This is a genomic window from Paenibacillus sp. FSL H7-0350, from assembly GCF_038593195.1.
Lineage (GTDB): Bacteria > Bacillota > Bacilli > Paenibacillales > Paenibacillaceae > Paenibacillus_AQ.
Genome location: NZ_CP151972.1, coordinates 3,716,981 through 3,732,143 on the forward strand (window position 1 = coordinate 3,716,981; position 15,163 = coordinate 3,732,143).

Consider the following 15,163-nt stretch of genomic DNA (forward strand, 5'->3'; position numbering starts at 1 on the left):
TTCTATCATTATCGCCTGACTTGAACCGTTCTGCAAATATGTATTATTATACGACCGAATTAATATAAATACAACATGTTACGTTAAGTTTATACATTCTTATATTTGCAAAAAGAAAAGCGCAGAGCCCTCTGAAGGAGCCTACGCTTCTCTTTTAAACCCTTCGCCCAGCACTTCGTGAGCCTCTGTAATAATCACAAAAGCACCCGGGTCCACCGAGCGGACAATCGCCTTCAGCCTGGTAATTTCATTCTGGCCTACTACGACCATCAGCACCGTACGGTTGTCACCGGTATAGCCGCCTTGCGCATTCAGCTTAGTCAGCCCGCGGTCCAGATCATTCAGAATCGCCTGCGAGATGTCCTCGGTCTGATCCGAGATGATATACGCCACCTTCGTGGTGCTGAAGCCCACCTCCAGCGCGTTAATCACCCTGCCGGTGACGAACAGCCCGATCAGTGCATACATCGCCTGCTCCATCCCCAGCACAAAAGCCGCCAAGGTAATCACCGTACCATCCAGCAGCACGACAGACAGCGAGAAGCTGAAGCCGGTAAGCTTTTGAATAATCTGTGCCGCAATGGTCAGTCCGCCTGTAGAGCCGCGCCCCCGGAAGACGAGTCCCAGGCCTAGACCCACACCAATTCCTCCATAGATAGAGGCCAGGAGCGGATTCGTGGTCGGCACAGGTCCGTCCTTCGTCAGGAAAATAAACAGCGGCAGCACAAAGCTGCCCAGCAGAGAGCGGATGCCATACTGTTTGCCGAGGAAGATCACGCCGAGAATGAAGAGCGGAATATTAAGCGCCCACTGGGTAAAAGCAGGCTCTGCCCCAAACCAGGCCTCAGCCAGTACCGACAGCCCCGACACCCCGCCGGAAGCAATCCGGTTCGGGAGGAAGAACAGGTTGAACGCCAGCCCTGTGATCAGCGAGCCGATCAGAATTAGCGCAATATCCACGGTATGGCGCAGCGGCCCGTTCAGGGGGATCAGCGGAGGTTTGTTGCGTGAATTGATTTTTTGCATCGTTATGGCCTGCTCCTTTATGTTCAGAAAAAAATCCCTACACCTCCGAAGACGCGTAGGAATAGGGTTACGTTTATTCAGCTTCCGTCTTGATCTGGCTGCGCAGATACCCGTCAATGAACCCGTCCAGATCGCCGTCCATTACTGCTCCAACGTTGCCTGTCTCTACAGAGGTACGGTGATCCTTCACCATGCTGTACGGATGGAACACATAGGAACGAATCTGGCTGCCCCAGGCAATCTCGGATTGTTCTCCGCGGATCTCGTCCAGATGTGCCTGCTGCTCCTGAATTTTGCGCTCATAGAGCTTGGAACGCAGCATCTTCATCGCCTGTTCCCGGTTCTTGATCTGCGAACGCTCATTCTGACAGGTGACCACCACGCCGGTTGGCATATGTGTAATGCGCACTGCCGAATCGGTAGTATTGATGTGCTGACCGCCCGCGCCGCTGGCCCGGTACGTATCAATCTTCAGGTCTTCCGTACGGATATCCACCTCGACGTCGTCTGCAATCTCCGGCACCACATCGCAGGACACGAAGGAGGTATGCCGTCTGCCCGAGGAGTCAAAAGGCGAAATGCGCACCAGCCGGTGCACGCCCTTCTCTGCCTTGAGGTACCCATATACATTGTGACCCTTAATTAACAAAGTTACACTCTTGATTCCCGCTTCATCGCCCGGCAGATAATCCAGCACGTCTACCTTGAAGCCCCGCTTCTCCGCCCAGCGTGTGTACATGCGCAGCAGCATCTGGCCCCAGTCTTGGGACTCGGTACCGCCTGCACCCGGATGCAGCTCCAGAATGGCATTCAGCTTATCGTAAGGCTGATTGAGCAGCAGCTGCAGCTCGAACTCATCCACTCTGGCACTTATACTGCGGATCGTTCCGGCTATCTCATCGGCCAGTGCATCGTCGCCTTCCTCATCGGCCAGCTCCGCCATCATAGCAGCATCGTCATAGTCCTGCTGAAGCTTCTCGAATTGGTCAACCACCGACTTCACGGCATTCATCTCGCCAATCACGCTCTGCGCCTGATCAGAATCATCCCAGAACCCGGGTGCCGCCATCTTCTCTTCAAAGTTCGCTATCATCTCCAGCTTCAGGTCTAAGTCAAAGTGACCCCCTAAGGTTGGTTAATTTCTTGCCCATTTCACGCAGGTCCTGCTTCACATTAGGATCGATCAATTGGATCACATCACCTTTCATAATTGAATATTGCGCCGGGACTGCCGGTTTGGGCTTACCGGTATGGACGGACATCTATGCTGCTGTCACTTCGCTTCAGCTGCTACATGGCCAGGTGTACGCCGTAACTGCGGGGAATGTTTGGACTTCCGGCCGCTGTTAGGATTGAATTTCCTCATTTAAACTGCTCATCGCAGTAGAAATTCAATCCTAAAGGCGGACGCTAACGCTCCTCCAGTTCCAAACTTCCCCTCCGTCACTTCCACCTCAGCCATACAACATCTGGACGCTCCCGTCTGCTGCACAGCTGTGCGTCCCAGACCACTTCAAGCCCAAAAAAGCAGCCGGGCCGCAAACGGGGAGTCCCCCGGGCCCAGCCGCCTTTTTATTGTCATTATAAACCCCAGTACCTGTGAACAACACCACAAGTGCATTCGGTGAAAGGTATTCGCAGCTTAATGCCTGCTCATTATTTCACCAGACAGTGAATCCACGAGCATGAAGATTTATTATATCTTACGCCTGGCCGTGGCAGTTCTTATATTTCTTGCCGCTGCCGCATGGGCATGGATCGTTACGGCCGACAGTGGATTCCACATGCACCGGACGGTTCTCAGCAGGCTCTGCGTTGGTGGAGATCTTGTCTTCCTCCACTACCGATTGCCGCTCCTGATTCGTCTCAATGTGCGCCTTCATAATGTAGGTCGCCACTTCCTCCTGAATGTTCGCTGTCATGGCGTTGAACATCTCGAAGCCCTCGAATTGATATTCGCGCAGCGGATCGGTACCGCCGTAAGCACGGAGGTGAATCCCCTGACGAAGCTGATCCATAGCATCGATATGATCCATCCATTTGCTGTCTACGGAGCGAAGCACAATAACCTTCTCGAATTCACGTACCAGCTCCGAGCCAAGTCGCTCTTCACGGGCAGCGTATTTCTCAAGGACACGGGCGAAGATGAATTCGATGATTTCTTCCACTTCTTTGCCCCACAGATCATCGCGTGTCAGCTCATCTTCTTCAAGAAGCTTGCTGTTCACATAATCCGCGACCTCTTGCAGCTCCCAGTTCTCCGGGATATCGTCACTACAATGGGCATTCACAATACGGTCGATAACCGGCTTGATCATTTCCACTACGATGTCTTTGATATTGTCCGACTCCAGAATTTCACGGCGCTGCTTGTAGATAATCTCACGCTGCTGGTTCATGACGTCATCGTATTGCAATACGACTTTGCGGATGTCGAAGTTATTGCCTTCTACCCGCTTCTGCGCAGATTCAACAGCCTTGGTAATCATACGGCTCTCAATCGGCTGATCTTCCTCGAATCCCAGACGGTCCATCATGTTCAGCACGTTGTCCGCACCGAAGCGCTTCATCAGCTCATCCCCAAGGGACAGGTAGAACTGTGTTGAACCCGGATCGCCCTGGCGTCCGGCACGGCCGCGAAGCTGGTTGTCAATCCGGCGCGATTCATGGCGCTCTGTACCAATAATATGCAGACCGCCCACATCGGTTACCCCTTCGCCCAGTACGATATCCGTACCGCGTCCAGCCATGTTCGTGGCAATCGTTACTGTTCCCGGCTGACCGGCATAAGAGATGATTTCGGCTTCAGCCGCATGGTGCTTCGCATTCAGTACCTGATGTCTGACACCCTTACGCTTCAGCATTTCCGATACGCGTTCAGAGTTCTCAATTGATACCGTACCTACCAGTACCGGCTGATTCTTCTTGTGGCGTTCTACAATTTCAGCAACGACTGCATTGAACTTGCCGTTCTCGCTTTTGTAGACTACATCAGGCATGTCGATTCGTTGATTCGGCTTATTCGTAGGAACCTGAAGAACCTCAAGACCATAGATCTTCTTGAACTCCTCTTCCTCCGTCTTCGCCGTACCCGTCATGCCGCCCAGTTTGCGGTACATCCGGAAGTAGTTCTGGAAGGTGATAGTAGCCAGCGTCATGCTCTCATTCTGAACTTCAATCTCTTCCTTGGCTTCAATCGCCTGGTGCAGCCCGTCGCTGTAACGGCGGCCCTGCATCAGACGCCCTGTGAACTCATCGACGATCATAACCTCGTCTTCATTAACCACATAATCGACATCCCGGCGCATAATAGCGTTCGCCTTCAAGGCCTGTACAATATGATGGTTCAAGGTAACATGGCTGTGGTCATACAGATTCTCTATCCCAAAAGCACGCTCAGCCGTAGCCACGCCCTTCTCGGTGAGGGCAACGGACTTCACCTTGATATCCACGGTGTAATCCTCTTCAGCGACCAGCTTCTTCACAAAACGGTCTGCTGCGTAATACAGCTCCGTCGATTTCTCAGCTTGGCCAGAGATAATGAGAGGTGTCCGCGCTTCATCAACAAGGATGGAATCGACTTCGTCAATAATACAGAAGTAGAGCGGGCGCTGGACCATCTGTTCCTTATAGAGCACCATGTTGTCGCGCAAATAGTCGAACCCGAATTCATTATTCGTTCCGTACGTAATATCGCAGGCATATGCTGCTTGTTTATCATTATGGTCCATGCCGTTCAGGTTGACCCCAACGCTCATGCCCAGAAAGTTATAGATTTGTCCCATTTGCGCACTGTCGCGCTGAGCCAGATAATCATTTACGGTTACGACATGCACGCCTTTACTCAGCAGCGCATTCAAATACACCGGCAGAGTCCCAACCAGCGTCTTGCCTTCCCCGGTCTTCATCTCGGAGATCCGGCCTTCATGAAGCGCCATACCCCCAACCAGCTGAACGTCAAAATGCCGCATGCCCAGCGTCCGTTTGGAAGCTTCGCGTACGGTAGCAAAAGCCTCGGGAAGAATCGCTTCCAGGGTCTCACCTTTCTCAATACGGGCGCGGAATTCCGCTGTCTTTGCCTGCAGCTCTTCATCCGTAAGCGATACGAAATCCGGCTCCAGACCATTAATAACTTCGACCGTCTTCATGAGACGTTTGACATCCCGTTCATTAGTGTCGCCAAATATTTTCTTAACAAGTCCTAGCATGGTTAACCCCTTTCATGCAACACAGATGGTGGAACCGAGCCCATCCTCATAGATTGAAAGGGCCATATATGATTTCGATTCCGCTGCTTCATAAATTGTAACAGTTTGTAAGAGAAGCCGCAATACAAGCCGTCCTAACCTTATTCTGTATAATCCCCTTAGATGAGGACAGATGATGGCATTTTACCGAAACTTCTATATATACGCACAAGAGCCCTATTCGCTTCAGGCGAATAGGGACTCGTCTAATTGTCCACGTTAGGCTGAACCGAAGCCTTCCTTATACCAACAATTCCCGGTCCGCAGGTTAGTTCTGCTCGATCAGACCGTACTTGCCGTCATCGCGTTTGTAAACCACGCTAACTTCGGAAGTGTCAATGTTGGAGAACACGAAGAACGTATGTCCAATCATGTTCATTTGCAGAATCGCTTCTTCCACATCCATAGGCTTCAAGGTGAACCGTTTGTTCCGCACAACCTCAAGATCATCATAATCCTGTTCCTGCTCTTCAACAGCTACGGCGCTGCCCGAACCTTCAACGAACAAGGTCTTCAGACTGCCTTCCTGGCGGAACTTGCGATTAAGCTTAGTCTTGTGCTTGCGGATCTGACGTTCCAGCTTGTCCACTACGGCATCGATGGATGCATACATATCATCGCTGCGGTCTTCCGCACGAAGCGTCACACCAGCTAGAGGAATTGTCACTTCCACCGTATGAAGGCCGCGAACGACGCCAAGCGTCACATATCCTTCAGAGGTAGGGGGTGCTTCGAAATACTTCTCAAGTCTGCTGAGCTTCTTATCAACATAGTCTCTCAAAGCGTCGGTCACTTCAATTTGTTGACCTCGAATGCTGAATTTCATAAGGCACTCCTCCTTTGTTTACTTTTTCATTATAGCAAATTGTCAGGGCTAAGTAAAAAACAAATCATGACAGACTTTACATTCATCTAACAATAGATGTAACAGACCTGTCTTAACAACAAACGGCCCGGCTCGAGCAGAAAGCCGCCCTCGCCGGACCGAATACTATTGCTGTATTATTCCACTATAAAACCTGGATTATGAATGATTGCATTCTTCAAGCTTACTTATTTAGTGTGAATCCGCAAAAGCTCTACAGGTGACAGGCTGCCATTAGAGTCAGTGATAAAGAAGACTTTATACGCTGTATTGGCAGTAAGTCCAGTCAGGTTAATGTTGTGTTTCACAACTGGACTACCTGTAAGAGTTCCAGTCCAAGGTGCTGTTAATGTAACACCTGCACTGTTCTTCCCTTGGGAAATCTGTAATGCGGTTGGATCAGCATCTGCTGCATTAACCACCACATATTTCAGAGGGGTTACCGGAGTCGGAGTACCCGCCTTCCCGTAAGCAGCGTATACTTCCGCAGATACTGTTGTTACGTTGGTGATTCCAACTTGAGAAACTGACCAGTTGCTGCCTGCTGCTGTTTTCAATTGGAGCGGAGTTACGCCGGACCAGTTACCAGAAGCGTCAGTCAGGGTAACGTATACGGTATAATCCGTATTTGCATTCAGACCATACACAGAGAAAGCAACAGGAGCATTGCCGGATGCAGCGATTTTACCGGAATGAATGCCTGCTGTTGTAGCATTAATCATTCCATCTTTCACTTGTGCTGCACTAGGTGCGGTTACGTTCACGCTGTAAGGAGCAACTACATAATACACAGCTCCTGTAACAGAAGGTGTAACATATACATCAGCGGTAACAGAACCTACATGACCGTAAGTCACGTTGCTTACAGATGGCAAGGTCACGTTACCGCCTCCGCCACCTCCGCCAGTGCCGCCACCACCACTACCACCGGGTACCGGAGTAGCCGTTGGGCTGGTAGTTGGTACAGGTGTTGTTGAAGGGGTAGGCGTTGCTGTCGGTGCTGGTGTAGGCAATACTCCGCCCGTAGACGGCTTATGCACCACCGAGTTGCTTATAATTCCAACCGCTTCGGCACGGGTAAGGGATTTCTTCGGACCGAAGGTGCCGTCAGGATAACCGTTGATGATCTTCTTCTCCGCCGCTGAGGCTACTGCCACCTTGGCCCAAGCTGCGATCTGAGCATTATCCTTGAACTTAAGCGGAGTAGAGCTTGTACTCAGCTTAAGCAGCTTGGCAGCAATAACTGCTGCTTCCTGGCGGGTGAGCGGGTTGTTGGCCCGGAAGGTATTATTCTCATACCCGCCAATGTAGCCGGCCTTCACAGCCTTGGCTACTTCGCTGTAGACCCAGTTGGATTTCTTCACATCGGTGAAGCTAAGGGTAGCCGATTCGGTGAACCCGAACAGACGATTAATCAGTGCCACATATTCACCACGGGTAATTGCCTTATTCGGCTTAACCGTTCCGTCTGGATAACCACCCAGGTATCCTTTATCCAGCCAGCTCTGCAGTTGTTTCTGCGCCCAGTGTCCTTGAATATCCTTGGGAGCCGGCGCTGCCGACACACTTCCCAAAGAACCGATCAGCATTGAAATACCGAGTACTCCGGCCGTAAGGCCACGCCACATTTTCTTCATTCGTTTGTTCATCCTCCTGTGAGTTTGATGGGCATAGGCTTCACTGCATGACTTCTTACCAAAAACCTTTCGGAAGCATACGCCTAAGCAATAATGAGAGTGCAGACTAGGCAACAAAAAAAGCCCAACGTTCACTATTACCCATAATCTGGAGGATGTTAACATTTTTCTGTAACTAATTTTTACAAAGTGTCCAATTTCGGACTCTATTCGACTCGGAATATAGGATATTTATTTGAAATATGTAAATAAAAAAGACCCAAGGGAATATCCCCAGGGTCTAACGCTAGCGTTGTCTCAATTGCTAACCATCTACCATATATGTAGGTCGGCTTCGCCGGATGATTATAATTTGATGACGTTAGCTGCTTGTGGTCCGCGTGCGCCTTCAACGATATCGAACTCTACGGATTGGCCTTCATCCAAAGTCTTGAAACCGTCAGTCTGAATCGCGGAGAAGTGTACGAATACGTCGCCACCATCGGCAGTTTCGATGAAACCATAACCTTTTTCTGCGTTAAACCATTTAACTTTACCTTCCATTGACTAAACATTCCCTTCGTCATCAGATGAACGTGAGTCTTGCTCACAATTCGACTATACCACCGCAGCTTCTCCATTGTCAATTGGAATAGTAAATGATTACTTTCAATATTTTACCAGATTGAAATTGACATCAGAAATGGATATCATTCGGTAATATAAGTTACAAAAAAAGGAGCAGACGCTTGTAAATACCCGTCCACTCCCCCACTGAAACAGGAGAAAATCTATTATTCTATCTTTATTTTTTGCGGTCCATCAGAATGCTGTCTGGGGTGTAAGCAGTCTCGTAAGCGTTGCGTTGGGCTTTGGCTTGATTGCGTTTTTGAAGCCAGTCTTTGGCTTCAAGACGATGCGCATTCATCCGGGCAACGATGGCCGGGTCATGCTCCAGGATTCGACGCAATACATCCTTTTGCGCAGGGGTCATCTGACAATCCTCGACTTCTTCCCCAATAGCTTCGACAAATTTCTGGCGTTGTTCTACAAAGGCTTCGAATTCTTCTGGAGTGGCATCCATTAGTCGGGAATTTATAGCTTGAGTAAGTTGTTCAAGCTCCTGCAACAGATTATCCATGTTTTAGGTCTTGTCCAGCGGTCATTTTGGCAGCTTGTGCGAAGGATTCACGAAGTTCCTGGAGATAGCCAATGGCCTCCTCAGCCTCAGCCTTAGATTTCTTAATATTAGATTGGATAAAAAGATAGTTGATATATTCATACAAAGGCGCCAGAGTTTTGGCAACGTCATAGTTTCTGTCTAAAGTCGTAAGAAGCTCACTAACAATGGTTTGAGCTTTGCCTAAATTAGTACTCACTTTCTCATAATCTGTTTCAACGATACCTTCCATAGCAGTCTTCCCAAACCTTATAGCTCCATCGAATAACATTAACAAAAGCTGACCAGGGCTTGAGGTTTGAACCGCCGATTGTCGGTATTTATCGTAAGGAGATGTAATCATCAACACTCACCTTTCTTGTTCTAACTACTAAGATTTCATGTAGCTTGCCAGGCTAGATGATTGACTATTATAATTACTGATAGCTGTCTCCATTGCCGTAAAACGTTTATAGAGATTGTTTTCGTAATCATCTAGCCGATCTTGAAGAGTTGATATGCGCTTTTTGTAGTCGGCCAATTCTTTTCCCATTGTGCTGTCTGTTTTAAACGTAACAGTAACATCAGAAGAAAATTTAGAAGTACCAGCTTTTATTGACATCTTCTCTATTTCATTTGTCATTAGGGTCGACAGCTTACTAATAAGCCCCGTTGAACTATCCGACCCACCTTGGAAAATTGTTGTGACTGCCTGAGGATTGTCAGTGAGTGCCTGTTTCAACTTATCCTCATCAATGTACAATTTACCGTTCTCGTAGTACTGTCCGGTCGTAATCCCATATTGACTTAGCTGTCCAAGTTTTTCAGATATAGCAGTTCGCATTGACGAAATTGTAGATTTAAGAATTTGATCATTTTTTAATAACCCGCTCTTAGCCTTTGTTTCCCATGCTTCTATCTGACTCTCGTTCATTGCTTCCTTCTGTTCATCGGTTAATGGAGTAAAGTCCTTGTACCTTTCTTCATTAACCTTTGTATTTAAGGAACTAAGCAAAGAATTATAATCTGAAACAAAACTTTTTATGGATTCCAGAGCCTTTGTAGGGTCATTGGATGTTGTTACTTTGGCCGCAGTCGTTGACTCAGACAGCAGAGTAAGATTCACACCATTGAGCTTGAAGCTGTTGCTTGCAAAGGTAAGTCCAGTTGAATCAACCTTGATTATAGCGGGCTGATAAGTTGAAATAGCACCTGATATTCCACCGAACAGTTTCTGAAAAGTATCATTGGAACTAAGTGTTAGGGTTCCAGAAGAGCTATAATTCTTGGACTCTATAGATAGTTTACCAGTAATTTCGTCAAATTTCGCTGTTGCATTCACAGCAGTGGTGCTGTTGATCTTGATTATTGCTTCAGAGATACTTAAACTGCTGGAGAGGCTAATTGATATATTATTAACAGTTATATTATAAGCACTTGAGGAAGTAGTGCTTGTATTTAGCTTCTGCAAGTCAGCCAAAGTAGAGCTGGAAGTAAGGCGTGTTCCGTCACTTTTAGTCATGGTTGCTCCAGCCGTAGTTGCTGTTGCTGGCTTAGCAATCTGAGTGACTACAATGTTCATTGAACCAATATTAGCCTCCGCTGTAGCTTCAGCCTTAAGTGAAGCTGTTTCTCCTGATACCGTGGCAATTTGGGTATTCATAGCTGCAGATCTTTGGTAAGTAGTAAGTTTGCTAGTCTTAAAATCCACGAGCTTACTATTAACATCCCTAAAGTTATCTCTCTGCCACTCCATAACTTGCTTCTTTTGCGTGAGTTTATCAAGTGGTATTCTTTTGGCAGTCATCATCTGTTTAACAATGGTATCAACATCTATACCCGATGCCATGCCGCTTACACGAAGAGTCGCCATAATTCAATCCTCCTTTTTTATACTTTCTGATCAATAATAATACCTGCAATCTCCATCATATTAGCCACAATATCCAAGGTTTTCTCTGGAGGGATCTCTCTAATTAACTCGCCAGTGTCTTTGTTAAGAACTTTGACCATAATAGCCTTAGTCTCCTTATGCACGCTGACTTGTAGCGTGGTTTCGGGCCCTTCAAGAGCTTTTAACACTCTCTCAAGGGCCCTTACGGTCTGCTCTTCTCCGGTAGAGACACTCACGCCCTGATTCTCCAGCCTCTTAAGTTGATTGCTATTATATACACCCTCTAGTCTTACGACGTCTGCTTCATATGACTTAGGGCTAGCTTTGACTCTTCCATAATCTGAACTCGAGTTAGTATAGCCTGCAGTATTTGATAAGCGGACATCCATAGTTAGTAGCCTCCGTAGCAAAGTTTATACTATATTTATCGGTTAATATTGCAAGAATTGAAGATGCAAAACCAAATAATAACGTTCTAAGCAATTAAATGTTTCAATCCAGCTAAACATCTCACTTCTGCTCACAATGAAACAGCCGCCAAGGATACCTTGGCGGCTGAAAACCTATTACTAAAAATTATTAATCTTAACGAAGCAATTGCAGAACGCCTTGCGGCTGTTGATTTGCTTGAGCCAACATTGCTTGAGCAGCTTGAGCCAAGATGGAGTTCTTGGTCTGATCACTCATTTCCTTAGCCATGTCAACGTCACGAATACGGGATTCGGAAGCAGTCAGGTTCTCGGACGAAGTGTTCAAGTTGTTAATGGTGTGATCCAAACGGTTTTGGTAAGCACCCAGTTTGGAACGTTCAGCCGAGACTTTTTCAATTGCATTTTGAATAGTAGTCACCGAAGTGTTAGCAGTAGCTTGGGAAGTAACACTGATACTTCCTACTCCAAGCGCATCCGCTCTCATATCATTGATACCAATGCTCATATTTTGATCTTGGTTAGCACCAATTTGCATTTTCAAAGCATTATTTGTTCCTACTGTGAGATCAACCGCAGCCTTAGCTGTAAGAGTAAATTCTAGACCTTTAAAGTTACCAGAAGTAACAGTGATTTTGTTACCTGATGCTGTGAAAGATCCGCCAAGTTCAGCATTTGTAGCAACTGCATCTGCTCCAGCTGCTGTTGTTGCAGTGGTTGCTGCAAACATACCAGTTCCTGCATTTGTGGTAATGGATGCTGCTGAACCTTCCTGTGTACTAGTGAAAGTGAAGCCTGTACCTGCGGCCCATTTCGCATTAACACCAGTTGTAGCAGAAGCATTATTAAATGCGTCCAGTGCATTTTGCACAGTATCAGTTGCTGCAAAGGAGAAAGAAGTACCATTAACAGTCAATGCACTTGCTGCTCCTAATGCTGTTCCAGCATTAGCAAGACCAGTGGAAGTAGCATCGACTTTACTAGCCGCTAAAGCCAATGTAAGATTAGCAGCAGTAAGGTTAATTGTTCCAGCTGATGTATCTGCTGTACCAGTCAAATTAGCAGCAGTTCCATTACTTGCAACTACAGCAACACCAGCACTACCGTTCAACAACTTCTTAGTATTAAACTCAGTTGAGTTACCGATACGGTCAATTTCACTTGTCAACTGATTTACTTCTTTTTGGATTTCAGAACGATCACTTGTAGTGTTAGTGTCATTGGCGGATTGTACTGCCAGTTCACGCATACGCTGCAGAATGCTGTGAGTCTCGCTCAAAGCACCTTCAGCTGTTTGAATCAAAGAGATACCATCTTGAGCATTACGGGAAGCTTGATCCAAACCACGGATTTGACCGCGCATTTTTTCGGAGATCGCCAGACCTGCAGCATCATCACCAGCGCGGTTGATGCGGAGACCGGAAGACAGCTTCTCGATGTTTTTGCTCTGATTGGAAGTGTTAGTAGACAATTGGCGTTGCGTGTTAAGTGAAGCAATATTGTGATTGATAATCATTTTGTATTTCCTCCCTGAAATTAAGTTAGTCCACATCCATGTGGTAACATTGATTGTTAAGGTCGGCCGCCCTGCCAATCAATGCCTAATATATATATCGTCCGCACGCAGACATTGTTTATAGCTTTTTTGCATTTATCATAAATTTATTTTGATTTCAATCGATTAATCAAATTATTCAGGCTGCTAGTTGCAGGTGCTGCCGATTCCTTGTTGCTTTCTTTGATCGACAAATAAACCTCTTGCCGAAAAATATCGACATGTCTCGGTGCAGAGATCCCTACCTTAACAGTATCTCCTTCCACACTGAGAATAGTTATTTCAATATTGTCCTGTATAACAATTGATTCTCCCTTTTTACGTCCAAGTACTAGCATGATGGATCCTCCTTCACCGGACCATGTGTCCATAGTAGTTGTCGGGTCGAATATGCTGTTTGGTGCAATACAACCTGTTTGCCAGCCTTGTTGTCTGGATTAAACACAATCGGAGCAAGGAGATTCAATGTGGATTCTTCCAGCGTTTCTCTGAGCGTTACAATCGCTCGGACCACTACAGATTGTTGAATCTCCAATTCCTCTGCTTCTGCTTCAGGTAATTCAAATTCATAGTGAGGGAAAAAAATAAACGGATCTGTTAACAAAAAAGCAAGTTCCTCCGTTTTAAGCGACTGTAAGTAGGAAAACTGCCCTTCTTCTAGATCAATTACCGCAAACTCTGTCTCCTGTTCAAAACCTGGGAGCCCTTTGGGGAAGTGATATATCTGTTCATCCTTAATGTCTAGCACTCCTAAAGCCGATGTTTCTATGTTCATTGTTGTCAGCGCTCCTCTTCTTTAATCTTCTTAGCAAAAAAGCTATAGATGGCTGAAGGAATCCATCTATAGCCTTATAATTTAGAACTTGTCATCAATTATCTTCGGGGTAAAGGTTAACGCAGGCATTTGTCGCATATATATTTCTACAATACTTGGAGTATACTGTATTTGCGGTGCATTTTGCTTAACATCAATCTTGACTTCAGCCTTCTGATACTCAATTTGTACCGGATTAGCCTTAATATCGATATCCACATTATCATAAGCAGCCGGGCCACGAATTTCTGGATATGATACCGGCTGCCAATCCTCCCCGTATACTTCAGCAATAGAATTCCCTGGCTTATGGAAATTGGCCATCCGCTCGCCTTGCTCCATTCTTTTAGCAATACCTTGAAGCCAAAGTTGCTCTACACCGGAATAAATACGCTGGCTCATTTCACGATATGTCCCGCCGGTATAAGCCGCACGGGCCATAGACTGATCAATGACGACATCCGGTCCGGGAGAGTGAATATCCCATTGTCCCGATGTTGTTGTTATTTGCATGTCCGCATTCGGCTGACTCATTGTGAGACTTCCAGGTGTTGTATTTATTCCAATCAGTGCTGGCGTGTGAGAAATCTGCACGGCTACCTGCATGGAGAAAGCACCTCCTGCTTATCTAATGAAGTCTACCAGAGTCGATTGAATAATTTTGGCTCCAACCGACAAGGAGGCATTATAAATATTTTCTTGAACCTTAGACTGAGTCAACAACGCCGCATAATCTCCATCTTCTGTTTTGGACTGCAAATCTGTCAAATTGACTTCTAAGTCTCCTAAACGATTGCTCATAAGTTCAATCCGGTTTGATTTAGCACCAATATCTGCTTGTACAGCCAATATTTTATCGATTCGGCTATCTAAATTGCCTAATTGTGAGGATACTTCCGCCGTATTACCACTGGCTAGTGCAGTAGCTATTATATCAATGGTTGAGAAGATATTATCGCTCTCATTTCCGCCAAACACTTCGTTACCCGTGATATTTATTGGAAGATTCACGCTCTCTCCTACCGTATAATTTAAAAGTCCGTTGTCAGTTATAACCGAGGACGCACTTGAAGTGTCTAGGGTTCCATCCGCTCCAGTGGAGAACTTATAAGGCTGCTCCGTATATTGTTGACCATTAAAAATATACTTCCCCTTGAACTGGCTGTTGGCAATATCAATCAATTGTTCCTTAAGCTGCTTCACTTCTGCATTAATACTATCTAGGGCTTCTTGGGGATTCGTTCCATTCGATCCCTTAACTGCCAGCTCTCTAAGACGCTGTACAACATTGCCCGTCTGTGAAAGAACCGTATCATTAAACTCCAGCCACGAGGTAGCATCATCCACATTCTCTTGATATTGTTCATTTGCTGATAGCTCAGCACGGTAACGCAGTGAGTAAGTAATCCCTACGGGATCATCTGAGGGTTTATTGATCTTGCGGCCAGTTGCTAGCTGTAGTTGTGTATCATTCATCGTCCGAGCGTTACGGTTAAGGTTAAGCAGCAGCTGTGAATTCATCATATTAGAGGTTACACGTAACATCGCTTAATTCCCCC

At 46.5% G+C, this 15,163-nt stretch carries 15 protein-coding genes; all 15 read right to left on the reverse strand.

Features of this window, described 5'->3' with window-relative positions; genetic code table 11:
- Positions 1-141: 141 nt before the first annotated feature.
- The 15 genes from NYE24_RS17010 to flgL all read right to left on the reverse strand — a co-directional run bounded on the left by NYE24_RS17010 (position 142) and on the right by flgL (position 15,149).
- Positions 142-1,026, reverse strand: coding sequence for a YitT family protein (locus NYE24_RS17010; RefSeq protein WP_036694686.1), 885 nt, complete (start codon positions 1,024-1,026; stop codon positions 142-144).
- A 73-nt stretch (positions 1,027-1,099) separates the two neighbouring features.
- A protein-coding gene (gene prfB / locus NYE24_RS17015) for a peptide chain release factor 2 (protein ID WP_342479250.1) occupies positions 1,100-2,234 on the reverse strand; the annotation gives its coding sequence in 2 pieces (ribosomal slippage) (positions 1,100-2,140 and positions 2,142-2,234; 1,134 coding nt in all).
- Positions 2,235-2,729: 495 nt separating this feature from the next.
- Entirely contained in the window at positions 2,730-5,234 is a 2,505-nt protein-coding gene (secA, locus tag NYE24_RS17020; protein ID WP_076159550.1) for a preprotein translocase subunit SecA, read from the reverse strand.
- A 307-nt stretch (positions 5,235-5,541) separates the two neighbouring features.
- Positions 5,542-6,099 (reverse strand): ribosome-associated translation inhibitor RaiA, encoded by a 558-nt coding sequence (gene raiA, locus NYE24_RS17025; protein ID WP_036721235.1) that lies wholly within the window; start codon positions 6,097-6,099, stop codon positions 5,542-5,544.
- A 227-nt stretch (positions 6,100-6,326) separates the two neighbouring features.
- Positions 6,327-7,775: an S-layer homology domain-containing protein gene (locus NYE24_RS17030; RefSeq protein WP_342479161.1), complete on the reverse strand. Its 1,449-nt coding sequence runs from the start codon at positions 7,773-7,775 to the stop codon at positions 6,327-6,329.
- Positions 7,776-8,120: 345 nt separating this feature from the next.
- Entirely contained in the window at positions 8,121-8,318 is a 198-nt protein-coding gene (locus NYE24_RS17035; protein WP_019915069.1) for a cold shock domain-containing protein, read from the reverse strand.
- Between the two features lie 241 nt (positions 8,319-8,559).
- Entirely contained in the window at positions 8,560-8,895 is a 336-nt protein-coding gene (gene fliT / locus NYE24_RS17040; protein WP_342479162.1) for a flagellar protein FliT, read from the reverse strand.
- Positions 8,888-9,277, reverse strand: a complete 390-nt coding sequence (gene fliS, locus NYE24_RS17045) for a flagellar export chaperone FliS (protein WP_342479163.1) — start codon at positions 9,275-9,277, stop codon at positions 8,888-8,890. The genes fliT and fliS overlap by 8 nt, the downstream gene beginning before the upstream one ends.
- A gap of 27 nt (positions 9,278-9,304) precedes the next feature.
- Positions 9,305-10,786, reverse strand: a complete 1,482-nt coding sequence (gene fliD, locus NYE24_RS17050) for a flagellar filament capping protein FliD (protein ID WP_342479164.1) — start codon at positions 10,784-10,786, stop codon at positions 9,305-9,307.
- 17 nt (positions 10,787-10,803) lie between these two features.
- Positions 10,804-11,196, reverse strand: a complete 393-nt coding sequence (locus NYE24_RS17055) for a flagellar protein FlaG (RefSeq protein WP_036721249.1) — start codon at positions 11,194-11,196, stop codon at positions 10,804-10,806.
- A gap of 196 nt (positions 11,197-11,392) precedes the next feature.
- A complete protein-coding gene (locus NYE24_RS17060; protein WP_036721252.1) occupies positions 11,393-12,751 on the reverse strand; it encodes a flagellin in 1,359 nt (452 codons plus the stop codon).
- A 146-nt stretch (positions 12,752-12,897) separates the two neighbouring features.
- Positions 12,898-13,128, reverse strand: coding sequence for a carbon storage regulator CsrA (csrA, locus tag NYE24_RS17065; RefSeq protein WP_342479165.1), 231 nt, complete (start codon positions 13,126-13,128; stop codon positions 12,898-12,900).
- The gene (gene fliW, locus NYE24_RS17070) at positions 13,122-13,565 is read right to left on the reverse strand and encodes a flagellar assembly protein FliW (RefSeq protein WP_342479166.1); all 444 of its coding nucleotides are present in this window, start codon (positions 13,563-13,565) and stop codon (positions 13,122-13,124) included. Before fliW ends, csrA begins: the two co-directional genes overlap by 7 nt.
- 81 nt (positions 13,566-13,646) lie before the next feature.
- Positions 13,647-14,210, reverse strand: a complete 564-nt coding sequence (locus tag NYE24_RS17075; protein ID WP_342479167.1) for a DUF6470 family protein — start codon at positions 14,208-14,210, stop codon at positions 13,647-13,649.
- 18 nt (positions 14,211-14,228) lie between these two features.
- Complete coding sequence (gene flgL / locus NYE24_RS17080; protein WP_342479168.1) at positions 14,229-15,149, reverse strand: flagellar hook-associated protein FlgL; 921 nt, start codon at positions 15,147-15,149, stop codon at positions 14,229-14,231.
- Between the last annotated feature and the right edge of the window lie 14 nt (positions 15,150-15,163).

Bases quoted from the DNA above. Each gene is read 5' to 3' on its own strand.
- NYE24_RS17030 (WP_342479161.1), bottom strand. From the start codon at position 7,775: ATGAAGAAAATGTGGCGTGGCCTTACGGCCGGAGTACTCGGTATTTCA.
- csrA (WP_342479165.1), bottom strand. From the start codon at position 13,128: ATGCTAGTACTTGGACGTAAAAAGGGAGAATCAATTGTTATACAGGAC.
- NYE24_RS17010 (WP_036694686.1), bottom strand. From the start codon at position 1,026: ATGCAAAAAATCAATTCACGCAACAAACCTCCGCTGATCCCCCTGAAC.
- fliT (WP_342479162.1), bottom strand. From the start codon at position 8,895: ATGGATAATCTGTTGCAGGAGCTTGAACAACTTACTCAAGCTATAAAT.
- NYE24_RS17075 (WP_342479167.1), bottom strand. From the start codon at position 14,210: ATGCAGGTAGCCGTGCAGATTTCTCACACGCCAGCACTGATTGGAATA.
- NYE24_RS17035 (WP_019915069.1), bottom strand. From the start codon at position 8,318: ATGGAAGGTAAAGTTAAATGGTTTAACGCAGAAAAAGGTTATGGTTTC.
- raiA (WP_036721235.1), bottom strand. From the start codon at position 6,099: ATGAAATTCAGCATTCGAGGTCAACAAATTGAAGTGACCGACGCTTTG.
- secA (WP_076159550.1), bottom strand. From the start codon at position 5,234: ATGCTAGGACTTGTTAAGAAAATATTTGGCGACACTAATGAACGGGAT.
- fliS (WP_342479163.1), bottom strand. From the start codon at position 9,277: ATGATTACATCTCCTTACGATAAATACCGACAATCGGCGGTTCAAACC.
- NYE24_RS17055 (WP_036721249.1), bottom strand. From the start codon at position 11,196: ATGGATGTCCGCTTATCAAATACTGCAGGCTATACTAACTCGAGTTCA.
- flgL (WP_342479168.1), bottom strand. From the start codon at position 15,149: ATGTTACGTGTAACCTCTAATATGATGAATTCACAGCTGCTGCTTAAC.
- fliW (WP_342479166.1), bottom strand. From the start codon at position 13,565: ATGAACATAGAAACATCGGCTTTAGGAGTGCTAGACATTAAGGATGAA.
- NYE24_RS17060 (WP_036721252.1), bottom strand. From the start codon at position 12,751: ATGATTATCAATCACAATATTGCTTCACTTAACACGCAACGCCAATTG.
- fliD (WP_342479164.1), bottom strand. From the start codon at position 10,786: ATGGCGACTCTTCGTGTAAGCGGCATGGCATCGGGTATAGATGTTGAT.